The organism is Polycyclovorans algicola TG408, from assembly GCF_000711245.1.
Lineage (GTDB): Bacteria > Pseudomonadota > Gammaproteobacteria > Nevskiales > Nevskiaceae > Polycyclovorans > Polycyclovorans algicola.
The window spans coordinates 852,866-874,572 of sequence record NZ_JOMH01000001.1; the positions used below are offsets into that span (position 1 = coordinate 852,866).

Below are 21,707 nucleotides of genomic sequence, written 5' to 3' on the forward strand. Positions count from 1 at the left end.
GAGTCAGGGAATCGAGCGACGACGACCCGCGTCGAGGAACAGCGTGCTGCCCGCAAGGGCATCGGCCTCTGGATCGAGCAACAGCGCCACGGCCCAAGCGACTTGTCCCACCGTGGTGAAGGCCCCGATTGGGGACTGGCCGCGCATGTCATCGAGCACGCGCTCCACCGCGAGGTTCTCGCGAGTGGCAATGGCAGTGGCGATGCGGCGCAGACGCTCGGTATCCACCGGACCCGGAGATAGCAGGTGAGCCGTGATCCGGCGAGCTCCGTAGGCCAGGGACAGTTGGCGCACTGTATTCGCGAGCGCGGCGTTGCACACACCCGCCGTCGCGGCATGGGCGTCGGGTTCGAAACCGTAGAGCCCGCCGATCGCGACAATCCTGGCACCTTCGACCAGACGCGAGTCGGCCGCGCGAACCACACGCAGCAGGCCACCGACTTTGATATTCACCGAATCGACGATCGACGAGGTCGGCACCACACTGACGCCGCCCGCGGTCGCCACTCCGGGCCCGTGAACAATCATGCGCACAGGGCCGTCGAGTTTTTGGCGGATGTGCTCGATAGCATCGTCGCTGCCGACGTCGCAAACGCAGGGAATGATGTTCTGGTGGGATGTTTCGGCGAGCGATTTCAGTGCTGCTTCGGTTCGCGCCACCGCCACCACCTTGAGTCCTCTCGTCGCCAGCTTGTGCGCGATGACCTGTCCCATCGCGCCGCTGGCGCCGACCACCACGGCGGTTTCGCTCATATTCCTTCCTCAAGGCTCGCATTAGTTGTCCACGTCTGTCGGCAACATCCGTGGTAAGACATTTTGAACCACCGAAAGCAGGCCGTGCGTGCGCTCGCGCCAATAGCGATTATCACGTTGTCGAGCGCATTCCCCAATACCGTTGACACGAACATAAGTGTCGCGATGAGTGTCACGAGCCATAATCAAGGTACAGGAGAAGACCTCGATGCGCATGGGCTTTGCCGCCCAAGCCTGGGCCTGGGCGTTTAACGCCCGGCAATAGCCCGCCCTTCCTCCGACGGGATCGCGCTGCATCCACCTAAGGGGCGCATGCATACGTTTTCGTCTATCGGGACGCTTTGATGACGAATCCGTACATCGAATTCCGAATTGTCTGGGCGCGTTGTTGAGTTTAGAAGGCCATGGCACGAGTAACCGCTGAATTGCATCGCATCCTTTATCCTGGCATGGAACCTGCGTGTTACTGCAAAATGCTATCCGCTTCGAGATAGCGAAAAAGCTGGAGGACCGATGGGAAATAACGACCACTTCGCGTTGCCGGAGCTTGGAACCCATGCATTAGGCACCGGGACCCTGCCAGTCGCGCATTACGTCTCTCCCGAATTTCTGGAGCTCGAGAAGGAACACGTCTTCCGCAAGAGCTGGTTGCTCGTCGGCCGCGATACCGACATGAAAGCCGCCGGCGATTACTTGACCTACACCATCGACGCGCTCAGCGTTTCGGTGATTGTGGTGCGCGGCAAGGACCAGAAAATTCGCGCCTTCTACAACGCCTGTACGCATCGTGGCGCTCGCCTGCTTGCGCCACCCTGCGGCAAAGCTCGCGCGCTGGTCTGCGGGTTTCACGGCTGGGCTTTCGATTTCGAAGGATCCCTGACGAACGTGCCCGACGAGCACCTGTTTCGCGATCTGGACCGCAGCCAGGCCAACCTGCGTCCGGTCTCGGTCGACGTCTGGGGCGGATTCGTCTTCATCAATCTGGACCCGAAACCGCCGTGGACGCTGCGCGAATATCTCGCACCGCTGGGTGAGGCCTTTGATCTCTATCTTGGCAACCCGGCCTGGAATTGGACCTTTGGTTGGAAGGCGCGATTCAACGCCAACTGGAAGCTGCTCGTCGATGCGCAGATCGAGGGTTATCACGTCGACATGACGCACCGGAAGACCATCGCGGGTGCGATTCCAAGCGCCAGCGCGCCGGCTTACATTTTCCCGGGCAGCGTCGGCGTCCCCTGCGGGGTTGCGGCCTATCGTCCAGCGGAAGAAAACGCCGGTAAGCAGACCGAAGTCACGTTGCTCTCCGCCAAATATGGCGCGACGTCGATCTACACTAAGTCGGAAAAGGAATTCGTTTCCGAGGGCGGCGAGGGCGTGCTCAAGGATTCTCATCCACTGTGGATCTTCGACAACTTCCTGGTGTTTCCGAACATCGTGATGTTCGTGCAGAAAGGTCAGATTCTTTTGCAGCGTACGACGCCGATCAATGAACACGAGTGCCTGTGGGAGGTGGATTTCTTTCACACTGAGGGCGCCACTAACTTTGGCCACCTGTTCAACTTCGAGCAGGGTCGCATCCAGATTCGTGATGTATTGTCGGAAGACCTTTACACCGCAGAGGGGATACACGCCAACTTCCGTGGTGGGTCGATCGACAAGGTCCACGCGAACATGCAGGAAGTTCCGATTCGCGCGTTCTACAACCGCTTGATGGAAATAATCGAAAACGGTCAGAAGGCCGCTGCTGCAAAGGGCGAAAAATGAGCGCGCCACTTGTACGTCCGGAATTCATCGGCATGGAAGCTGATATTGCCGCCTGGGGACTACCGACCACAGAAGACCGCCTCGAAAAGCGGCTCAAGAGCTCGATGGACGAGATCCGCCGCTTCTACGACGCCATGCTACCGCGCCTGCCGGAAGTCATCGAATACCTCAACCAGTTTCCACTCGCAAGTATCCACGAACAGGACAAGCCGATGGCGTTCGCTGCGTTGGCCATGTGCGAAATCGACAACGCGGTCAACAAGTGGGGCGTCGCCGTCGTCGACACCGGGATCGACGTGCGAAAATTCATTCCGAAAACACGCTTCGCCGACCGGAGCGCGCTATGAGCGGTCGCCTGGCGGGAAAGATTGCGCTGATCACAGGGACGGGTGGCGGTCAGGGTCGCGCAGCTGCCGAGCTGTTCGCTGCCGAAGGCGCCTGCGTTGTCGGCTGCGATCTGAAAGTTGCGGATAGCGAAGAGACGGTAAAGATGGTCACGGCCGCAGGTGGCCGCATGGTCAGCCGCGTCGTGGATCTCGGCGACGAGACGCAGGTCAGCGACTGGATCCAATTTGCCGTCGACACCTACGGCGACTTTGACATTCTCTACAACAACGCCTCGGCAGTGCGTTACGGCACCATCGACAAGTTCTCGACCGAGGACTGGCGCTGGTTGATTCGCAATGAGCTGGATCTGGTGTACTACGCGACCAAGTATGCGCACCCGGTGCTCAAGCGGCGCGGTGGTGGTTCGATCATCAACACGGCCTCCGCAGCCGGCGTGATCGGTTCCACATTCGGCGGAAACATTTTCCAGTTTGCACACAGCATGACCAAGGGCGGCGTCATCGCGATGACCCGTACTTGGGCCGCTGAATTTGCGTCGGCCGGAATTCGCGTCAACAGCATTTCGCCTGGGTTGATCGAGACGCCTGCCTTTGCGGTATTCCCCGACAAGGATGCGCTCAAAAAGATGATTGCAGATTTCATGGATCTGCAGCTCGTTCGCATTCTCGGACAGCCTGTAGACATTGCGTATTGCGCGCTCTATCTGGCGGCTGACGAAGCGCGATTCGTGACCGGCCAGAACTTCTGCGTCGATGGTGGCCTGACGGCAATCTGAGGAAAAAACAACAATGATCAAGATCTATCACATCGAACGCGAAGGCGACCCTTTTGGCGGATCGCGCAATTCTTGCAAGGTGCTCATCGCGCTGAGCGAGATCGGCGAGCGCTATGAAATGCGGGCGCTGTCGCGTCTGAACGACTGCCGGCCCGAGGATGCGCCGTATCGCAAGATCAATCCGAACGGCGTCACGCCGTCGATTGATGACGACGGTTTTGTCCTCTGGGAGTCGGGCGCGGTCCTACGCTATCTCGGAGAGTCGCGACCGGGCGAGACGCTGCTCCCTGCAGACCCGCAAAGCCGCGCCACGGTTCAGCAGTGGGTGAGTTGGGAGGGCGCGACCCTGGCACCGAGCCTGCTCGGCCTGTTCTTCGCAACGATGTCACCCACTCCTGATGCTGCCGCGACGGCGATGGCGAAAGCGGCGTATCTGGCGAACCTCGCCATTCTCAATAAGCAACTGTCCCAGCGCGCATATGTTTGCGACAACTATTCGATCGCTGATATCGCGATCGGTAGCTTGACTCCGATCTCGTTTTTGCTCGGGCTCGATCTCACGGAATATCCCAACATCCTTGCCTGGCTTCGCCGCCTCCGGAAGCGGCCAGCTTGGCGTGTTGCCGAAGCAGTCATGGCGGATATGGACGCGGGACAAGCGCAACTCGGCCAGGAAGTCGGTACGGATTCTGGAACAAATGAATCAGCGGAGGTGGTGTGAATAAATTCGACTATCGCGATCTTGTCAACACCAAGGATGCGTTCCAGACGCGCAGCATCTTCTGGGATCCGGCGATCCATCAGGAAGAATTGAAGCAGATCTTCAATCGTTGCTGGCTTTTTTTGGCTCATGAAAGCCAGATTCCGGAACCGGGCGACTTCATCCGCACCTATATGGGTGAAGACGACGTAATCGTCGTGCGAGGACAAGACAAGAAGGTGCGTGCCTTCTTGAATGCCTGCATGCACAGGGGCAACAAGGTCTGCCAAGCCGAGTGGGGCCAGACCCGCTCATTCACCTGCTCGTACCACGGCTGGTCCTACGATACCTCGGGTCGCCTTGCCGCTGTGCCCTTGGAGAAGGACATCTATGACAACCTCGATCGCAGTCGCTTTGGCTTGGCGCCAGTGTCGCAAGTGGAAAGCTATAAGGGCCTGATCTTCGGAACTTTTGCCAAGGAAGGTCCCAGCCTGGCTGAATATCTCGGCGACGTGAGCTGGTATCTCGATGTTCTGCTGGAGGGATCGCCAGGTGGCCTCGAATTGATTGGTACGCCTTACCGTGTGGAGGTTCCCGGTAACTGGAAGTTGCCGGTGGAAAACGCGATCGGCGACGGCTATCACGTCACTTGGGCGCATGCGGGGGCAATGCGTGTTGTAGGCACGCTCGCGACTGGACGTTCGGAACATGTGCTAGGGATCGGTGCGGAAAATTCTGGGGTGGATCTCAGCGGTGCTATCGAGATCAATGTTCCGCCGCACACTGTGCTGACGACACTCGACGGACAGTCCGGCTATGCGCTCTACGACCACCCCGAAAAGGTGCTCGAGTACGTGGAGCAGAACCGCCCGGACGTGATCGAGCGACTTGGTGAACTGCGTGGTCGCAGCATCTATGGTTCGGAGACGCACATCGGCATCTTCCCCAACCTGCAGGTGATCCAGGGCCTCAACTTTCTTCGCATCGTGCATCCGCGCGGCCCGGGGGCTTTCGAGGTCTGGACGTTCGCGATGGTGGACAAAAACATGCCTGCTGCGGTCAAGGAGGTCGTGGAGAAAAATGTTCGGGCGACTTTTGGCCCTGCGGGTCTGCTCGAAGGCGACGACGGCGATTTTACCGAGGCGATCACCCACTCTGCGGCGGGCTACGCTACGCGTCAGTTGAAAGGCTGGCTGGGCATGGGCCAGGGTCGCAAGGTCCCCTGGGACGGTCCCGGCGAAGCATCGCCGGGCCTCGTGAACGAACTCTGTCAGCGCAGCTTCTACGAGCAGTGGCAGCGCACCATGATGGCAACGTCGGTACACGACATCCTGCCAAAGACTGCCGCCGTAACTGAGCCGGCTGCGGAGCTGGCGCGCGAGGTCGTCAATGGGTAATCCAGCGCCTAGTGACATTCCGCGCGCTGAAGTCCCGCTAGACGTCGCGTATCGAGTGGAGCGCTTCCTTTCGCTCGAAGCACGCATGCTGGACGAAGAGCGCTATATCGACTGGCTGGGATTGCTCACCGAGGACGTGCGCTACCGCATGCCGATTCCGCGCAACACCAAGCGGAAGAACCGACCCGGTACGACCTCCCTTGGCGGCGACGGCCTGATCTACGACGAGACGCTCCCGACCTTGCGACAGCGCGCGCTGCGCGAGGATACCGGCCTGGTCTGGCTCAACGATCCGCCGACGCACCACGTACGGATCATCACGAACGTGGAAACCTTTGTCGGCGAGGCGCCGGGCACGTATGACGTCCGTAGCAAGTTCATGCTCTTTCGCGCACGTCGCGATCGTGACCGCGTCAGTCACGTCGGCTGGCGCGAAGACGTCCTCTCCGAGACGCTTGCTGGCCTGCGCATCGCGTCACGCACGGTCTACCTGCCCGAGCGCGTCATCACCGACAAGAACCTGAACACATTTTTCTAAATCAGCGGTCCCTCGAAAGGAACCAAATCGCCAGCGAATGGAGGATATAAATTGAGCAAGCGAATGGAAGGCCGATGTGCCGTCGTAACGGGGGCTTCCTCCGGCATGGGGCGTGCGACTGCAATGCGGTTTGCGGCCGAGGGCGCGAAGGTCTGCTTGGCCGACGTGAATCGGCAGGGCAATGAAGAGACTCTGGACCTAATCAGACGCGCGGGTGGAACCGCGAGGGCCGAATATTGCGACGTGTCGGACGAGAAAGTCGTCCAGCGCACTTTCGCCGCGGCGGAGGCCGAGTACGGCTCCGTTTCGATCCTGTTCAACAACGCCGGAATGGAGGATGGTGACGGTGTTTCGGAAGATATTGAGCTGGAGCACTGGGAAAAGATCCAGGCCGTAAACACGCGCGGCGCGTTCCTTGCCGCGAAGTATGCAATCAGGAGCATGCTGGCTGCTGGCAAAGGAGGGGCGATCACCACCACGTCCTCGATCGGCGGGCTGATCGGCACGTCTGGCCTGCATGCCTACACCGCGTCAAAGGGCGCAGTGATTTCGCTCACGCGTGCATGGGCCGTGACCTATGCCAAGCGTGGCATACGTGCCAACGCGATCTGCCCGGGCCTGGTGATGACGCCGATGGTCACGCGCATCGGCAGCGGCTTCATTGAGGCTGCCACCAGCATGACGCCGATGGGTCGCGGTGCAGCGCCGGAAGAGGTTGCGAATCTCGTGGCCTTCCTGTCCTCCGACGAGGCCAGCTTCATCACCGGCGCAATCATTCCGATCGACGGCGGCTATACCGCGCAATGAACGGTTCGGCCGTTGGTGCCGCGTTCACACTCGATCGTTTCAGGCTCGACGATCGCATCGCCATCGTCACTGGTGCGGGGTCGGGGCTCGGGCGGGTCTTCGCACGCGCGCTTGCGACGGCGGGGGCGACGGTGCTGTGCGCCGATATCGTCGCGTCGGAAGCCGAGAAGATCGCTGCGCAGATCGTCGAGCAGGGCGGTGCGGCGCGTGCTCGCCACGTCGATGTAACGGACCCCGAATCGGTCGATGCGCTGATGGCCGTCACGGCACGAGATTACGAGCGTCTGGACATCCTGGTGAACAACGCAGGTATTGCCAGCGTGGCGCGCCGGCTGCACGAGCTGTCCATCTCCGATTGGGATCGCGTACAAGCCGTGAATACGCGCGGCGTTTTTCTATGCACGCGAGCAGCACTGCCACTGATGCTCGATCGGCGCACAGGTTCGATCATCAATCTGGCCTCGATTGCCGGACTGGGTGGAATATCGTTGAAGCTTTCGGCTGTGGCTGCAAATTACTCCGCGTCGAAGGGCGCCGTGATCGCGCTCAGCCGACAGGTCGCGGTCGAGTACGCGGGTGACGGCATTCGCTGCAACGTGATTGCACCGGGCTGGCATCTCGGCACGCAATTGGGCCGCGAGGCCTTGCCGCCATCCGAAGAGGCGCTGGGAAGAATCCTGGCGAACTTGCAAAGTTCGACGCCGATGGGCCGCACCGGCGATCCAGAGGAACTGGCAGGCCTGCTGGTCTATCTCGCAAGCGACGCCTCTTCATTCATGACAGGCCAGGTCATCGCGCACGACGGCGGCTGGACGGCCTGGTAGAAAAGGTGATGAGAAATATCTCATCCGCTGATTCGCTGTCCGGCCTATTGATACGGCCCACAAATAGTGTCATGCGGCATATTTGACGCGAGGGTCTTGGAAGTAGGCTTTGACTCGCTCTGGTGTGTTGGCGATGTCGAGCATGTGGGCTTGGGCGGCGGCGTGCAGCTTGGCTTTGGTGCGGATCGGTACCTTGCTGCGGATGACGTGCTTGAGATCGGCATTGAGTCGCTCCTCTGGATTGAGTTCAGGGCTGTAGCTGGGCAGGTAGAACACTTCGATCTGATCCTTGCGCTCAGACAGCCAGGCCTTAACTGGCTTGCAGTGATGCACGCCCAGGTTGTCCAGAATCAGAAACACCTTCTTGTCCGTATCCCGAATCAGAGCCTCGAAGAATTCGATCAGCCTTTCATGATTGAAATTGCCATCGACGATCATCCAGCGCGCCTTGCCCTGGTTGGTGACGCTGGCAATCATCGACAGCTTCTGGCGCGTTCCCCCCACCGCCAGCGTGACCGGCGTCTGGCCCTTGGGCGCGTAGCTGCGCCCACGCACATCGGTGTTCACCAAAGCGGTCTCGTCGCCCCAGTGGATCTGGCCAGTCTCCTGCTTGGCTCGCGCTGCAATCTCCGGATAGGTCTGGTCCAGCCACTGCTGCACGGCCTCAGGCTGTTGCTCATAAGCCCGCTTGATCGGCTTTTGGGGGGTGAACCCCCACCGCGACAGGTACTTGCCTACTGAGCGCACATGCAGACCAATGCCGTATTCGCGCTCAATGAGCTGCATCACCGCCGCGCGACTCCACAGCGCGAAGTCCATCTTCAACTGCTCAGGGCGTTTGTCGCAGATCAGGCGTCGCACAGCGTCTTCCTGCTCGGCCGTCAGTGCGCGGTCTTCGCCGCTGCGGCGGCCGCGCTTGCGGGGCGCCAGTGCGGCCATGCCTCCAGCCTCGTAGCGCGCAATGGCTTTGCTCACCGCCGTGAAGCTCAGCCCAACATCAGCGGCAATCTGCGACTTGCTGCGTCCGCGTTTGTATCCGCGTATCACTTGTCGGCGCCGCTCGTGTTGCTCAGCAGGACTCAAGGTCCGCGCATCGTCGTCTTTCATGCACCTTAAGACTTCACAAAATGTACTTTGTTCAATCTATTTGTGGGCCGGATCTATAGTCAACTCCGGCGACTGTGTTTTGCCGCCAAATTTTCTGGAACAAGAATGACTCCGGAGACAATTCCATGAAATTGGTGCATGCATGAAAGCAGTTCGAATATTCCTGATTGTGGTCGGCATCTGGTACGTGCTGAATCTGCCGTTGACCTGGCCCTCCATCTTTGGCCCGCTGTTGCCCGGTATGTATCCGGGCGTGGATCTCTAACACGACAGAACCCGTCTTCAGGCTGCTGCTGGAAGCCTGGGTGATCGTCGGCATTCAGTTGGCCGCTATCGGTGTCGTGGCCCTATGGGGCGCACGCAAGCCCGCTCAATATCTCGCGCTGATACCCGTCATCGTGATGACCGAGTTGGTCGATGGAGTCTGGGATGTCTACAGCATCACTTACAGCTTCGAAGCCACTTCTATGGGCGTGACCACGCTGATCATTCACGGCCTTATTTTCGTGGGCGCGTATTGGGCTTGGTGCGCGGCGCAGCTAGATCTGAAGGCGGAATGAAAACGCGCCAGAGCCTCGCGTGTTGCTTGATCGGTCTGACGACGCGATCCGCATGGACAAGCAGAGAAAATGAGCTTTCGATGAGCGATGCGGCGTCCGTGAGGGCCGAGCGGTCCTGGCAGGACCACAAGGTTCCGCATGCGCTGTACACCGACGAGTCCATCTATCACCAGGAACTGGACCGTATTTTTCACGGCCCATTTGGGCACTCGCGGCATCGGCCGTGACATCACCTCGACGGTCGTCGTCAATCTGATCCGGCCACGATGTTGCAGTCAGATTCCTGATCTGCGGCAGGTGTGATGCCAATGGTCGGGCAAAAGCGCGCGAGTTACGCCTCAGCTCGTGCGAGGTCGCTGGCGTCCAGGAACTTGTCGTAATGGATATGCCGATGATCCACTCCGACCTGGTTCAGCACGAGAATTGCTGCGTCGATCATGGGCGGCGGACCGCAGAGGTACGCATGACGCAGCGCCAGGTCGGGTATTTGCGTTTGGGTCAGGGCCTGCGTGACCAAGCCGCGCAGGCCGCTCCAGTCGCTGCCCTCAGGTTCATCAGAAAGCACGGGGATGAACGTGAATTTCGCGGGCCACGAACTGGCCAGGCACTTGATCTCGTCGAGCGCGTAGAGGTCGCGCTGTGTGCGAGCGCCGAACAACAGAGCAAGTTCGCGTTTGACCTGCGATTCAGCAGCAGCCTGCAAGATCGAGATGAGCGGCGCCAGACCGCTGCCACCGGCGATACAGACCAGCGGAGCGATTCCGCTACGCAGCCAGAAATTGCCGAAGGGTCCGTTGAGCTCAATACTGTCGCCGACCTGCGCGGTCTCGAACAGCCAGGTCGTGAAGTCGCCTCCAGGTATCTTGCGAACGAAGAACCGAAACTCCTGGCTGCCTCCGGCGCCGAGCTTGCTCGCGAAGGAATACGCACGCCCGCGGTCAAAACCAGTCGCTTTGAGCTCCGCGTATTGCCCGGCGGTATAGGGAAAAAAGCCGTTGGAGCGCAGCCTGAGTTCGATGATGTCGTGTGCGAGGTGTTTCTTGCCGGTGAGGGTTGCAGCCACCGTAAATTGACGGTGGCGCGGTGCGTCTGCTTCGACGTCGATCTCCAGCACGCATTTCTCGCCGGGCTTGACCTTGGCCTGACAGGCCAGGATGTAACCGGCCTGCAGTTCTTCGCCGCTGAGGACGTAAGAAAAATCCCGAATCGGCTTGACGGCGCCGGACCGCAGCAGAGACCGACAGGTCATGCACGTGCCGACCTTGCAGCTATGGGGAAAGGGGAGGCCGGCATCCAGCGCGGCCTGGAGAATGCTCTGTTCCTTGGGAACCGTGATTTCTTTACCGAAGGGTTCGATGCGAACTCGTCCCAATTCCGGTTCCTGTCGCTTGAACAAGCTAAACATACATGACCGCTATTGCGAAGAATTGTGATGTCATTAGTTGTAGAATTTCGAAGTACTCGACCAACGTCATGCTGATTAAAGTGTGGAGCGATAGGATAAGGTATTTCTTACGGGATATGTGGGCCAGAGCATCAAGCTGGCTTGGCGGAGGTCTGAGGGCTTGGCCGGAGACTTTGCCAGCGGCGAGCCTAACATGCATGAATCACGTTGCCCCAAAACTTTCGAGGCGCACTTCTAATGATGAATATGATCGGTGAATACACGCGGTATTTGGTGGCCACAGCCATGCTGTGCGTCGGCCTCCTCGGTTTGGCCCTGGGCGGCGCGTGGGTCTGGTTGGGGCTGACCACCTTCGTGGCACTCGCGCTTGCGGATGTGCTGGTCGGCAACGACGTCCTGCTGCATGACAAGGCGCCGAAATGGCTCTACGACGGTGTTCTTTACCTGCAACTTCCGCTGATGCTGGGCCTGTGGCTGCTGCTTGGGTTACATGTGCGTCACGAAAGTTTGAGCACGTTCAATTTTCTCGGCGCGATTATTTCCGTCGGATTCCTGAGCGCCCTCGCCGGACTACCAGCAGCGCACGAACTGATGCACCGCAAGCATCCCTTCGAGATATTCTATTCGAGTCTTTACTTGACCTTATTCGGGCTGCCGTTGAACGATCTCTACCATGTCCACGGTCATCATCCGAACGTTGGAACTTTTTCTGACTCCGATACGCCGCGGCGGGGCCAGACCGTATACGACTTCACGCTCAGATCCCTTTCCCACGGATTTCTCATTGCTGCGCGCCTGGAAATGACACGGCTCAACAAGCTCAGACTTCCACTGTGGTCGCTGCGTAGCCGCGTGATGTGGGGCGCTTTGAGTCTTGTAGTCTGGATCGGTACGTTTCTTTTCGTTGCAGGACTCTGGGGCGTGCCGGTGTTGCTGGTTTCGTGGTTTATGTGCTTCCTGATCATCAGCGGCTTCAACTACACCCAGCACTACGGCCTGGTTCGGCAACCGGGTACGCCATTGCTGCCGCATCACTCCTGGAATCATCTGAAGACCCTCAGCCGCGCGGTCTCGTTCGAGATATCCAATCATTCCGAGCATCATCTGGACCCTGATAAGGCGTATGAACGACTCGTAGCCTATCCTCAGGCTCCGCAGATGCCCAGCATCGTGATGTGCTTTTTGGCTTCGTTCGTTCCGCGGCTATGGGAGGAAGTCATCGCCAAGCCCCGTCTGAAAAACTGGGACCTGCACCACGCGAGTGAGGCCGAACGAGAACTTGCGAGAAAGGCCAACCAAGTTGCCGGTTGGCCCGACTGGCAGGACGCGATGCAGTCCAAGACTCATCCGGCAGAGCCGACTGGATAATGACTGGCATCAAATACTGAATTGGACTTCCCCCGGTGCAGTAGGCAGCCGGTGCCTATGATTTGAGCATAGGAGGAAGCACATGAGCACCCAGAGGTTTACCCCGGAATTCAAGGAAGAGGCAGTCCGCCAGGTCGTTGATCGCGGCTACTCGGTGGCCGAGGTGTCGGCCCGAGTCGGCGTATCGGCGCACAGCCTTTACAAGTGGGTCAAGGCGGTGACGCCCGACCGATCGGAAAAGCAAGCTGCTGATCTGATCGAAGCCAAGAGCGAAATCCTCAAGCTGCGTGCGCAGCTGCGCCGCACCGAGGAGGAGCGCGAGATCCTAAAAAAAAGCGGCGCGGTACTTCGCCAGGGAGCCCGAGTGAAGTACCGCTTCATCAATGACCATCGCGACCAATACCGTGTCATGACCATGTGCCGCGTTCTGGGGGCTTCTCGCTCCGGCTTCTACGAATGGCTCCACAACCCCAAATCGCGACGTGTCATCGAGAACGAGCGGCTACTCGGACTGATCCGTGACTCCTATGCTGCCAGCAGCGGCGTCTATGGATCACCGAGGGTATTTGGAGACCTTAGAGAGGCAGGGGAAACCTGCGGCAAACACCGGGTGGCCCGCATCATGCGTGCCAACAAGATCAAGGCAATACGAGGCTACAAGGCACCTCGGCATATCGCGGGACGGCCATCGATCATCACGCCCAACCACCTCAACCGGGCGTTCACGGTTGATACCCCGGACCGCTTTTGGGTCACGGACATCACCTATATCCGCACCTGGCAGGGCTGGCTGTACCTGGCCGTGGTCGTAGACCTTTATTCACGCAAGGTCGTCGGCTGGTCGATGAAACCCACTCTGGCCAGGGAGCTGGTGCTTGATGCCTTGATGATGGCGCTCTGGAGACGTCTCCGACCACATCAGTGATGGTGCATTCCGATCAGGGATCCCAGTACGGTAGCGACGACTGGCAACGCTTCTGTTTGACCAACAATCTGCAGCCCAGCATGAGCCGGCGCGGCAACTGCTGGGATAACGCTGTCGTCGAATCGTTCTTCAGCAGCCTGAAAAAGGAACGCATCCGGAAACGCATCTACAAAACCCGCGATCTCGCCAAGGCCGATGTCTTTGACTACATCGTCGTCCCTGAAGAATTCACTCTGCCCGTCACCTGACGGCGCTTGTGATCGGGAATTGAGCTTGATGTCGGTCTTGAACTGCTGACATCGATTTCAGTACCCACAGGATTTGGGCCCAAGAAAGGGCGATCCATCGCATTAACCATCTGATGTTGTAGCCGGCAGCGGCCAATACGGCGTTGAGGGCATCGCCGAGTTGTCCCTTCAAGTGACAGCGCCGCATGCGGTGTTCGTCCTTCAGGTGGCCAATGGTCGGTTCGACCGCCTGTCGTCGTTTGAGCAGTTTGACCTGCGGGGGTTTGAGGGTCTTGCGCTTGCCTCGGTGAACAATGGTGATGTTGTCAGGCTGCCTGCCGCGATAACCCAGATCGACGATGGCGGTCTTGGGGCTGACGCCGGTGAGGATGGCGGTCTGTTCAAGATGCTCTTCGAGGGTGTCGCCGTCATAGGGGTTGCCCGGAAAGCTGCGGGCCCCGACGACCAGGCCCTTCTTTGCGGTGATGGCAATGCCGACCTTGACGCCGAATTCGTAGGGTTGGCGGGCGCAAGCCCAAAGCCAATGCACTCCACTTCCGGGGCATGCAGGGCGTAGAGCTTGTTCTTGTCTTTGGGCTTTTGGGTACGCAACCGCTCGGCGCGCTCCAGCACGGTGGCAAGCCGCTGCAGTTGATCTGCATGGGCCTTGCGATGCAGCTCCCGAATCAGGCGCCCCAGCAGGGTACGCTGGCTCTTGAGCGTCCGGCGCAGGCGCTTGAACTGCTTGGCGTGGGCATAGCGGCCTGCTTTGAATCTGAGCGCCGGGCCGATACGGGCGTAGCTCTGTCGCAGGGTGATGCCTTCAGCCTTGGCGGCCTTCACCAGCTTGTGCCGGGCAATCTCCAGCAAGCGGCTGTCGGTGGGGTAAGCGACGTTCTTCTCCTGCACCGTGGAGTCGATGATGATCTGTTCCAGATCGGCACTACGCACCGCCTTCAAACCCTTGGCAGCCTCGATGGTCTGGGCCAGCAGTTCTTCGACGCCGGCTTCTCCCAACCGCTGACGGAAACGCGTCAGTGAACTGGGGTCACAGGGGAAGCGGGTCTGGAAAAACACCTCTCCGCAGAAGAACTGCCAATAGGGGTTCTCCAACCAGCGGGCACAGACCTGCTCATCAGAATGGTTGTAGGCGTGCTTCAAATACAGCAAGCCGATGATCATCCGCAACGGCAGAGCGGGACGCCCTGCGCCAGCGGGCGCGGGGGGCAGCACACTTGAGAGTTCGCGCTCCAAGGTCTCCCAGGGCATAAGCGCAGCCAACTGGATCAGGGGGTGGCGCATCTCGATCATCTGGTCCAGGCGTGATCGAAAAAGATCCTCAGAGCGGGCTTCAGGTCCATCGACCGGTGAACTGCGATGACGCGTGTCCAACACCTCAGAATTTGCCAGTTTCTGAATGCAATTATCGCAAATATCGGCGATTCACGAAGCTACAAAACAGACATTTCTCGAATACAGTCAGATGGTTGGGGATTTTTCAGGGGCGACTACATCGAGGGCTTCTACAATCGAACTCGCCGTCACAGCCATCTCGGCGGCGTCAGTCCCGAGGCCTTCGAGCAGGCCGCCCCGTGAGGCAACGGAATGTCTGCCGCTCTGGGGGAAGTCCACCCGGCAAGCGGCGGGCCCTGCTGGACACCCCCGCTGGGGCGACTGATCAACCAGATCGAGCAGGCCAAGGCGCGGATACGCGCCAAGGTCGAACATCCCTTCCGGGTGATCGAACGCCAGTTCGGGTATCTGAAGACCCGCTACCGGGGTCTGGCCAAGAACCGCGCCCAGATCGTCACCCTGTTTGCTCTGACCAACCTGTTTCAGGCGAGGCGACGATTGATGCTGGCAGGCGAGGTGTGTCCGTGAAAGCGGTTTTGCAGAGAATTGCCCTTGAAATCGGGCATATCACCTCTGATCGAACCGACAATCCGACCAAAGCCGCGCCGTCACCACGGACTCCACTGTGACAGCAGGATCAACCACGCCCAGCACTGGGGCTGAATGGATCAGTGCAGAGCATCCTTAGCCTGCCAGACCGGGGAAAACCCGTTGCAGTCGGCGTGTTGTCAGGGTAACCGCCCAATTTCGGTGGAATGTCGACGACGCAATGGGCGGATCGAACCGGCGCCTTATGGAAATGTCAAGGCTTCGCCGCCCTGGGCCGGGTCGTAGTCGTAATGTAGTCAGGTGTTGCTGCGCTTCTCTGACGGCCAGCAGGTGACTTGACGTTTTCGTAAAGCGTCTGCTGCCATCGTCGAAAACGGGATGGGCGTTCATCTACAATTATCCGCAATGATCTGAAAAGAAAAGAGAATTATTGTGGCACGGAGGTTGCTATGCAGAATAGTATTAAAGCCTGCCGCTGCCGCAGGTTTCCGACGACTCCCGGATTGACCGAGAGCACCAGAATCAGCGTGAGGAGATGGCCCGACATGGATACCCTGCGTTATTACCTCGTACCGTTGACGACGTTTTGCGGGGTATTAGGATTCTGGCTGGGCGGACCCTGGGTGTGGCTGGGCTTCGTGACCTACCCAGTGCTGGCCTTCTTAGATATCGTGCTGCCTCGCGACCTCTCGCCCCGCAAGGTGGGCTCCACGCTCCTGCTCGACCTGCCGTTGTACCTGCATCTATTGCTGATGTTCGCCCTTTACGCGGCGTTCATCCGCTCGGTGGTCATCGGCATCAATCCACTGACCGGGGAGGGCGCGATCTGGCAGATCGTCGGCAGCCTGGCTTCGCTGGTCTGGATGAATGCCGTGCCCACGGTGCCGGTCACCCATGAGCTGATGCATCGTCGACACTGGCTGCCACGCCGCATGTCGCAAGTTCTCAGCACCTTCTTCGGCGATCCGAACCGCGACGTTGCGCACGTTAATACGCACCACATTCACCTGGATACCGCCGAGGATTCCGACTCTGCGCGGCGTGGCGAAACGGTTTACACCTTCATGTTTCGGGCTACCTGGGGATCCTACAAGGATGCCGTCGAGCGGGAGGCGCGTCGTCTGCGCCGTGGTGGTCACAGCCCCTGGTATTGGACCAATCGCAGCTATCAGCAAGTGCTGCTGCTTTCGGTGCTGCCGCTGCTGTGCCTGGTTTTCGCCGGCGGCGTGGCGATGGCGGTCTGTGCCGCATCCATGGCCGGCAGCAAGCTGTTTCTGGAGGCGCTCAATTATTTTCAGCACTACGGACTCCTGCGCGTGCCCGGTAGCGTCGTGCAGAAGCATCACGCATGGAATCACCTAGGTGCGGTCATCCGGCCGATTGGTCTTGAGATCACCAATCACATCAATCACCACCTGGATAGCTACACGAAGTTCTACGACTTGCGCCCGGAGCCCGAAGCGCCGCAGATGCCTTCCCTGTTCCTGTGTTTCATGAGCGGCCTCATTCCGCCGATCTGGTTCGAATTCATCGCCAAGCCGCGGCTCAGGGATTGGGACGAGCGATTCGCAACGCCTGCCGAGCGCAAGCTGGCGATGGAAGCCAACGAGAAGGCCGGCTGGCCGCGCTGGCTGGAGACTGACAGTGCGCAGCGCCTGACAGGTCCCGGCAGCGCCTGATGCCGTATCCGACTGCAAATCTTCGAGAGAAAAATTATGGATAGTCTGCGTTACTACATCGTGCCGTTGACGACGTTTTGCGGAGTGCTCGGGTTCTTGCTGGGTGGGCCCTGGGTGTGGTTGGGCATCGGTACGTTCCCGGTACTGATGGTGCTCGATCTTGCGCTCCCTGCGGATACCGCCCCGCGCAAGATTGGCATGGGATGGGTCGCCGACCTTCCTCTGTACCTGCACGTGATGTTGATGTTCGGGCTTTACGGGGCGTTCATTTATTCGGTCAATAACGGGACCAACCCGCTGACGGGACCTGGCGCATTCGGGCAGATCGTTGGAAGCCTGCTTTCGCTGACATGGCTTAGCTCGGTGCCCAACCTTCCCGTCGCGCACGAACTGATGCATCGGCGTCACTGGTTCCCTCGCAGGATGTCGCAGGTACTCAACACGTTTTACGGTGATCCGAACCGCGACATCGGGCATGTCCGCGTCCATCACCTGCATCTGGACACGCATCGCGATTCGGATACGCCGCTGCGCGGCGAGACCATGTACCGCTTCGTGTTTCGTGCCTCATGGGGTGCTTACACGGATGGGGCAGAGGGCGAGGCCGAGCGCCTGCGCAAGCAGGATCGCAGCGTCTGGCACTGGAGCAACCGCATGTACCAGGAGATAGGACTGCTGGCGTCGGTGCCACTCATCTGTTACGCCTTCGGCGGCACGGCGGCCATGCTGATGGCACTGGGAACGCTGTTCTTTGCCAAGCTGTTGCTCGAAGGCTTCAACTACTTCCAGCATTACGGACTGGTGCGGGTGGAGGGCACGTCGATCCAGAAACATCACGCCTGGAATCACCTGGGCGCTATTGCGCGCCCGCTGGGCGTTGAGATCACCAATCACATCAACCACCATCTCGACGGCTACACCCGGTTTTACGATCTTAGGCCCGAACCCCAGGCTCCGCAGATGCCCTCGCTGTTCCTGTGCTTCGCGCTGGGCCTGATTCCGCCGCTATGGTTTCGCTTCGTCGCCAAGCCGAGGCTCAAGGACTGGGACGAGAGGTTTGCCACGGCGGCCGAAAAAAAACTCGCCATGGAGGCCAATGCCAAGGCGGGCTGGCCGCAGTGGGTCGCCGCCTGAGCACACCAAGGAATCTACTCTTACAACGGCACACTTGGAGGAAAACAAAATGAATCAGATGGTAGATGAGAAATTCGAGGAGTTCGTGGCGCACGGCCCCCGCGGCACTCGCGCGCTGGACCGGCGGCTGTTCAGCGACGCCGCACTCTTCGAGCAGGAGTTCCCGCTGATCTGGGAAAAGATCTGGGTGTATCTGGGGCACGAAAGCCAGATACCCAAGCCGCGCGACTACCTCACCACCTGGATTGGCCGGGTGCCGGTGATCGTCAACCGCAATGACCAGGGAAAGGTCGGCTGCTTGGTCAACATCTGCACGCACCGCGGCGCGACGCTCTGCCGGAAGATCAAGGGCTCGACCGGCGATTTTTCGTGCAGCTTCCACGGCTGGACTTTCGATCTCGACGGTAACCTGCAATCAGCAGTATCCGAATCGCGAGCGGGGTTTCCTGAAGGGTTCGACAAGTCCACGCGCGGATTGCGTAAGGTGCGGGTGGAGAATTATCGCGGCTTCATCTTCGGCACGCTCAACGAAGAAGCCGAGCCGCTGGTGGATCATCTTGCCGAGACCAAGACGTTCATCGACCTGATCGTAGACGAATCGCCACAGGGCGTTGAATTGCTCAAGGGTATGTCCACGTACACCTATGACGGCAACTGGAAGTCGGCTGCTGAGAATGGGCTCGACGGATTGCACGTCAATGCGGTGCACGGCAATTACGTGGCGACGGTGAAGAACCGCATGGAGCGTAAGGCGACGGCCAACACGATCGAGGTGCGCAACGTCGGAGGAATGGCGCGCACGGCGGGCGGTTTCTACGACCTCGGAAGAGGGCACGCCATTCTCTGGAGCGAATGGCCGAATCCAGAGGCCAGCCCCCTGTGGTCTCAGCGCGACCTGCTCGAACAGCGCCTGGGCAAGGTGCGCGCGGACTGGGCCACCGGCTATCTGCGCAACATGCTGATCTACCCGAACGTGTTCCTGATGGACCAGATGAGCACGCAGATCCGCGTGATCCGGCCGTTGTCGGTGGACAAGACCGAGGTCAGCATCTACTGCTTCGCGCCGGTGGGAGAGGATCGCGCGTCGCGTTCCAAGCGACTGCGCCAGTACGAGGACTTCTTCAACGCCAGCGGCATGGCGACGCCGGATGATCTGTCCGAGTTCAACGCCTCGCACGTTGGCTACAAGAACCACCACATCATCCGCTGGAGCGACCTCAGCCGCGGTGCGGCGCACGAGATCGAGGGTCCGGACGAGCGCGCCAAGGCGCTCGGCCTGCAACCACTGCGCAGCGGCGCGAAGCTGGAGGATGAGGGCATCGTGCTGCCGCAGCACAAGCGTTGGGCCGAGCTGATGGCGCCGGCCATCGGGGAGTCAAGCTGATGCGGGCCGAATTACCCAACGACCCGGTGCGACTGCGCAGCGCCGTTGAAGAATTCCTGTCGCGCGAAGCGCACTACGTCGACACACGACAGTGGGATATGTGGCTGGCGCTGTTCGAGGAGGGCGCAGAGTACTGGATTCCGAGCTGGGATTCAGAGCACGAATATGTCAGCGACCCGCATGACCAGGTGTCGTTGATGTACTACCCCGACCGGACCGGATTGGAGGATCGGGTGTTCCGCATTCGGACCGAACGCTCGGCGGCCTCCACGCCGTTGCCGCGCACCTGCCATCTCGTCAGCAACGTGCTTGTGGCCGAGTTGCCCGACGGTATGCTGGAAGTGACGGCCAACTGGGTGACGCACTCGTTCCGTTTTGGGGCCTCTTCGCATTTCTTCGGCCGATACGAATATCTGCTCGCCCGCCATGAGACGAGCTGGCGCATACGCAAGAAGAAAGTGCTGGTTTACAACGACACCATCCCGACAGTGCTCGACATCTACAGCGTCTGAAGCCCTGGTCGAAAAAGTAGGTGATCGGCTCGTACCGTCGGCGAGGCTCGGGCGCAGATCGCATTCAGAACATTTCAGAGGAGAAACGATCATGAGTAGTTCCCTGGGCGCCGTTACTGCCAAGGCAGCCGTGGTTCGCGAGTTGGGCAAGCCTTTCCAGATGGAAGCGATCCAGGTCGCGCCGCCGCGCGAGTTCGAGGTGCGCGTGCGGATTGCCGGCGTCGGCATCTGTCACACCGATATCGTGGTGCGTGACGGCTTCAACGTGCCAGCCCCCGTGGTGCTGGGCCATGAGGGTGCGGGTGTGGTCGAGGCGGTCGGAGCCAAGGTCCGCCACGTCAAGGTGGGTGACCACGTGGTGCTGAGCTATAACTCCTGCGGCCACTGCAAGGCCTGCCGCGACGAGCGCCCGCCGTTCTGCCTGGGTTTCTACCCGCACAACTTCAGCGGTGTGCGTCCGGACGACAACTCATCGCCGCTGTCGATTGGCGGCGCGATGATGCATGGCAATTTCTTCGGTCAGTCCTCGTTCGCAACCTACGCGGTTGCCCATGAGCGCAACACCGTCATCGTCGACAAGAGCCTGCCGCTGGAGATCATGGGGCCGCTGGGCTGCGGTATCCAGACCGGCGCCGGGGCGGTGGCTAGGGCGTTGGGTCTGAAGAAGGGGCAGTCCCTCGCCATTTTCGGTGGCGGCGCGGTTGGGCTATCCGGCCTGCTCGCGGCACGGGCTCTCGATGCGGCCAACGTCATCGTCGTGGAGATCAATCCGGAGCGCCGCCGGCTGGCCAAGTCTCTCGGGGCGACACACGTCGTCAATCCGACCGAGACGCCGGACGTGCTCGCTGCCATCAAGGAGCTGTCTGGCGGTGGCGTGACGCACGCGATGGATACCACGGGGCGACCGGCCGTCATCGAGACCGCATTCCAGACCCTGCTGCCCGGTGGAATGCTCGGCCTGATCGGCGTTCCGCCGCCGGACGGGGTGCTGAGCATCAATCTCATGGACCTGCTGATCCGCGGAGTGGGCGTGAAGACCGTCATCGAAGGCGACGCCGATCCGCAGGAGTTCATTCCGCAGATGATCCGCTGGTATCAGGACGGAAAATTCCCGTTCGACCGGCTGATCAGCAAGTTCACGTTTGATCAGATCAACGAGGCTTGTCACGCATCCGAGAAGGGCACGGCGATCAAGCCGGTGCTGGTGATGCCGAAAGATTGAGCGAATGGCTTACGCGATCACCATTGGCGGCAGCGGTCAGCGCTTCGATTGCGCCGAAGGACACAATGTTCTTCAGGGAATGATGCTGCGAGGTCGCAGCGGCATTCCGGTCGGATGCCGTGGCGGTGGATGCGGAGTCTGCAAGGTGCGCGTGCTCGAAGGTCGTTACAGCACCGGGGCGATGAGCTCTGCGTGCGTGAGCCATGAGGAGCGCGAAACCGGCATGGCCTTGGCCTGCAAGCTGGTTCCGGAAACCGATCTGAGGCTCGACGTGGTCGGCAAGATCGCGCGCCTGTTGGAGCGGCATTCTGACCCGTTTCATTTTTATAGCGGCGCTGTTGGCGCTGCCAAAAACTATTCGAAGGAGGATTGAAAT

20 protein-coding genes and 3 pseudogenes are annotated in these 21,707 nt (G+C 59.9%); 19 read left to right on the forward strand and 4 right to left on the reverse strand.

Annotated features, from left to right (window positions below; genetic code table 11):
• Nucleotides 1-3 precede the first annotated feature (3 nt).
• The gene (locus tag U741_RS0104095) at nucleotides 4-753 is read right to left on the reverse strand and encodes an SDR family NAD(P)-dependent oxidoreductase (protein WP_029889222.1); all 750 of its coding nucleotides are present in this window, start codon (nucleotides 751-753) and stop codon (nucleotides 4-6) included.
• 513 nt (nucleotides 754-1,266) lie between these two features.
• Here U741_RS0104095 and U741_RS0104100 point away from each other — a divergent pair.
• From U741_RS0104100 to U741_RS0104135, 8 genes are all read left to right on the forward strand, one after another.
• Complete coding sequence (locus U741_RS0104100; protein WP_052378477.1) at nucleotides 1,267-2,517, forward strand: aromatic ring-hydroxylating oxygenase subunit alpha; 1,251 nt, start codon at nucleotides 1,267-1,269, stop codon at nucleotides 2,515-2,517.
• Nucleotides 2,514-2,864, forward strand: coding sequence for a hypothetical protein (locus tag U741_RS0104105; RefSeq protein WP_029889224.1), 351 nt, complete (start codon nucleotides 2,514-2,516; stop codon nucleotides 2,862-2,864). Before U741_RS0104100 ends, U741_RS0104105 begins: the two co-directional genes overlap by 4 nt.
• Nucleotides 2,861-3,640, forward strand: a complete 780-nt coding sequence (locus tag U741_RS0104110; RefSeq protein ID WP_029889225.1) for an SDR family NAD(P)-dependent oxidoreductase — start codon at nucleotides 2,861-2,863, stop codon at nucleotides 3,638-3,640. The genes U741_RS0104105 and U741_RS0104110 overlap by 4 nt, the downstream gene beginning before the upstream one ends.
• Nucleotides 3,641-3,653: 13 nt before the next feature.
• The gene (locus tag U741_RS0104115; RefSeq protein ID WP_052378478.1) at nucleotides 3,654-4,361 is read left to right on the forward strand and encodes a glutathione S-transferase family protein; all 708 of its coding nucleotides are present in this window, start codon (nucleotides 3,654-3,656) and stop codon (nucleotides 4,359-4,361) included.
• Entirely contained in the window at nucleotides 4,358-5,737 is a 1,380-nt protein-coding gene (locus U741_RS0104120; RefSeq protein ID WP_043110186.1) for an aromatic ring-hydroxylating oxygenase subunit alpha, read from the forward strand. The genes U741_RS0104115 and U741_RS0104120 overlap by 4 nt, the downstream gene beginning before the upstream one ends.
• On the forward strand, nucleotides 5,730-6,275 hold the full coding sequence (locus U741_RS0104125) for a 3-phenylpropionate/cinnamic acid dioxygenase subunit beta (RefSeq protein ID WP_052378479.1): 546 nt from the start codon (nucleotides 5,730-5,732) through the stop codon (nucleotides 6,273-6,275). The genes U741_RS0104120 and U741_RS0104125 overlap by 8 nt, the downstream gene beginning before the upstream one ends.
• Before the next feature lie 63 nt (nucleotides 6,276-6,338).
• Nucleotides 6,339-7,082 carry an SDR family NAD(P)-dependent oxidoreductase gene (locus U741_RS0104130; protein ID WP_029889229.1) on the forward strand — a complete coding sequence of 248 codons (744 nt, stop codon included), beginning with the start codon at nucleotides 6,339-6,341 and terminating at the stop codon, nucleotides 7,080-7,082.
• Nucleotides 7,079-7,906 carry an SDR family NAD(P)-dependent oxidoreductase gene (locus U741_RS0104135; RefSeq protein ID WP_043110187.1) on the forward strand — a complete coding sequence of 276 codons (828 nt, stop codon included), beginning with the start codon at nucleotides 7,079-7,081 and terminating at the stop codon, nucleotides 7,904-7,906. The genes U741_RS0104130 and U741_RS0104135 overlap by 4 nt, the downstream gene beginning before the upstream one ends.
• Before the next feature lie 69 nt (nucleotides 7,907-7,975).
• Here the strand turns inward: U741_RS0104135 and U741_RS0104140 are convergent, their stop codons facing one another.
• The gene (locus tag U741_RS0104140; protein WP_029889231.1) at nucleotides 7,976-9,013 is read right to left on the reverse strand and encodes an IS630 family transposase; all 1,038 of its coding nucleotides are present in this window, start codon (nucleotides 9,011-9,013) and stop codon (nucleotides 7,976-7,978) included.
• 142 nt (nucleotides 9,014-9,155) lie between these two features.
• Between U741_RS0104140 and U741_RS19845 the strand changes: the two genes are divergently transcribed.
• Nucleotides 9,156-9,278, forward strand: a complete 123-nt coding sequence (locus U741_RS19845) for a BphX family protein (RefSeq protein ID WP_200872670.1) — start codon at nucleotides 9,156-9,158, stop codon at nucleotides 9,276-9,278.
• Between the two features lie 40 nt (nucleotides 9,279-9,318).
• Nucleotides 9,319-9,573, forward strand: a complete 255-nt coding sequence (locus U741_RS17630) for a BphX family protein (protein WP_366504049.1) — start codon at nucleotides 9,319-9,321, stop codon at nucleotides 9,571-9,573.
• A gap of 331 nt (nucleotides 9,574-9,904) precedes the next feature.
• Here the strand turns inward: U741_RS17630 and U741_RS0104155 are convergent, their stop codons facing one another.
• On the reverse strand, nucleotides 9,905-10,978 hold the full coding sequence (locus tag U741_RS0104155; protein ID WP_029889233.1) for a 2Fe-2S iron-sulfur cluster-binding protein: 1,074 nt from the start codon (nucleotides 10,976-10,978) through the stop codon (nucleotides 9,905-9,907).
• Between the two features lie 237 nt (nucleotides 10,979-11,215).
• Between U741_RS0104155 and U741_RS0104165 the strand changes: the two genes are divergently transcribed.
• A complete protein-coding gene (locus U741_RS0104165) occupies nucleotides 11,216-12,346 on the forward strand; it encodes a fatty acid desaturase (protein WP_052378481.1) in 1,131 nt (376 codons plus the stop codon).
• An 82-nt stretch (nucleotides 12,347-12,428) separates the two neighbouring features.
• Nucleotides 12,429-13,489, forward strand: a pseudogene (locus U741_RS17635) (IS3 family transposase); the annotation flags it as partial.
• A gap of 22 nt (nucleotides 13,490-13,511) precedes the next feature.
• Here the strand turns inward: U741_RS17635 and U741_RS18210 are convergent.
• Nucleotides 13,512-14,809, reverse strand: a pseudogene (locus U741_RS18210) (IS5 family transposase).
• Nucleotides 14,810-15,181: 372 nt separating this feature from the next.
• Between U741_RS18210 and U741_RS0104180 the strand changes: the two are divergent.
• The 7 genes and pseudogenes from U741_RS0104180 to U741_RS0104210 all read left to right on the forward strand — a co-directional run.
• Nucleotides 15,182-15,379 (forward strand): annotated as a pseudogene (locus tag U741_RS0104180) (transposase); the annotation flags it as partial.
• A 566-nt stretch (nucleotides 15,380-15,945) separates the two neighbouring features.
• Nucleotides 15,946-17,079 (forward strand): alkane 1-monooxygenase, encoded by a 1,134-nt coding sequence (locus U741_RS0104185; protein ID WP_029889237.1) that lies wholly within the window; start codon nucleotides 15,946-15,948, stop codon nucleotides 17,077-17,079.
• Nucleotides 17,080-17,115: 36 nt separating this feature from the next.
• Nucleotides 17,116-18,213 carry an alkane 1-monooxygenase gene (locus tag U741_RS0104190; RefSeq protein WP_029889238.1) on the forward strand — a complete coding sequence of 366 codons (1,098 nt, stop codon included), beginning with the start codon at nucleotides 17,116-17,118 and terminating at the stop codon, nucleotides 18,211-18,213.
• 49 nt (nucleotides 18,214-18,262) lie between these two features.
• Nucleotides 18,263-19,597 (forward strand): aromatic ring-hydroxylating oxygenase subunit alpha, encoded by a 1,335-nt coding sequence (locus U741_RS0104195; protein WP_029889239.1) that lies wholly within the window; start codon nucleotides 18,263-18,265, stop codon nucleotides 19,595-19,597.
• On the forward strand, nucleotides 19,597-20,109 hold the full coding sequence (locus U741_RS0104200) for an aromatic-ring-hydroxylating dioxygenase subunit beta (RefSeq protein ID WP_029889240.1): 513 nt from the start codon (nucleotides 19,597-19,599) through the stop codon (nucleotides 20,107-20,109). The genes U741_RS0104195 and U741_RS0104200 overlap by 1 nt, the downstream gene beginning before the upstream one ends.
• Nucleotides 20,110-20,251: 142 nt before the next feature.
• Nucleotides 20,252-21,331 carry an NAD(P)-dependent alcohol dehydrogenase gene (locus U741_RS0104205; RefSeq protein WP_235200051.1) on the forward strand — a complete coding sequence of 360 codons (1,080 nt, stop codon included), beginning with the start codon at nucleotides 20,252-20,254 and terminating at the stop codon, nucleotides 21,329-21,331.
• Nucleotides 21,332-21,335: 4 nt separating this feature from the next.
• The gene (locus tag U741_RS0104210; protein WP_084154646.1) at nucleotides 21,336-21,704 is read left to right on the forward strand and encodes a 2Fe-2S iron-sulfur cluster-binding protein; all 369 of its coding nucleotides are present in this window, start codon (nucleotides 21,336-21,338) and stop codon (nucleotides 21,702-21,704) included.
• The last annotated feature ends 3 nt before the right edge of the window (nucleotides 21,705-21,707 follow it).

What these genes read in the sequence shown, in the direction of transcription:
- U741_RS0104155 (WP_029889233.1), bottom strand. Translation starts at nt 10,978, where the DNA reads ATGTTTAGCTTGTTCAAGCGACAGGAACCGGAATTGGGACGAGTTCGC.
- U741_RS0104095 (WP_029889222.1), bottom strand. Translation starts at nt 753, where the DNA reads ATGAGCGAAACCGCCGTGGTGGTCGGCGCCAGCGGCGCGATGGGACAG.
- U741_RS0104140 (WP_029889231.1), bottom strand. Translation starts at nt 9,013, where the DNA reads ATGAAAGACGACGATGCGCGGACCTTGAGTCCTGCTGAGCAACACGAG.
- U741_RS0104130 (WP_029889229.1), top strand. Translation starts at nt 6,339, where the DNA reads ATGGAAGGCCGATGTGCCGTCGTAACGGGGGCTTCCTCCGGCATGGGG.
- U741_RS0104165 (WP_052378481.1), top strand. Translation starts at nt 11,216, where the DNA reads ATGATGAATATGATCGGTGAATACACGCGGTATTTGGTGGCCACAGCC.
- U741_RS0104195 (WP_029889239.1), top strand. Translation starts at nt 18,263, where the DNA reads ATGAATCAGATGGTAGATGAGAAATTCGAGGAGTTCGTGGCGCACGGC.
- U741_RS0104190 (WP_029889238.1), top strand. Translation starts at nt 17,116, where the DNA reads ATGGATAGTCTGCGTTACTACATCGTGCCGTTGACGACGTTTTGCGGA.
- U741_RS0104200 (WP_029889240.1), top strand. Translation starts at nt 19,597, where the DNA reads ATGCGGGCCGAATTACCCAACGACCCGGTGCGACTGCGCAGCGCCGTT.
- U741_RS0104135 (WP_043110187.1), top strand. Translation starts at nt 7,079, where the DNA reads ATGAACGGTTCGGCCGTTGGTGCCGCGTTCACACTCGATCGTTTCAGG.
- U741_RS0104115 (WP_052378478.1), top strand. Translation starts at nt 3,654, where the DNA reads ATGATCAAGATCTATCACATCGAACGCGAAGGCGACCCTTTTGGCGGA.
- U741_RS0104185 (WP_029889237.1), top strand. Translation starts at nt 15,946, where the DNA reads ATGGATACCCTGCGTTATTACCTCGTACCGTTGACGACGTTTTGCGGG.
- U741_RS0104210 (WP_084154646.1), top strand. Translation starts at nt 21,336, where the DNA reads ATGGCTTACGCGATCACCATTGGCGGCAGCGGTCAGCGCTTCGATTGC.
- U741_RS19845 (WP_200872670.1), top strand. Translation starts at nt 9,156, where the DNA reads ATGAAAGCAGTTCGAATATTCCTGATTGTGGTCGGCATCTGGTACGTG.
- U741_RS0104105 (WP_029889224.1), top strand. Translation starts at nt 2,514, where the DNA reads ATGAGCGCGCCACTTGTACGTCCGGAATTCATCGGCATGGAAGCTGAT.
- U741_RS0104125 (WP_052378479.1), top strand. Translation starts at nt 5,730, where the DNA reads ATGGGTAATCCAGCGCCTAGTGACATTCCGCGCGCTGAAGTCCCGCTA.
- U741_RS0104100 (WP_052378477.1), top strand. Translation starts at nt 1,267, where the DNA reads ATGGGAAATAACGACCACTTCGCGTTGCCGGAGCTTGGAACCCATGCA.
- U741_RS0104110 (WP_029889225.1), top strand. Translation starts at nt 2,861, where the DNA reads ATGAGCGGTCGCCTGGCGGGAAAGATTGCGCTGATCACAGGGACGGGT.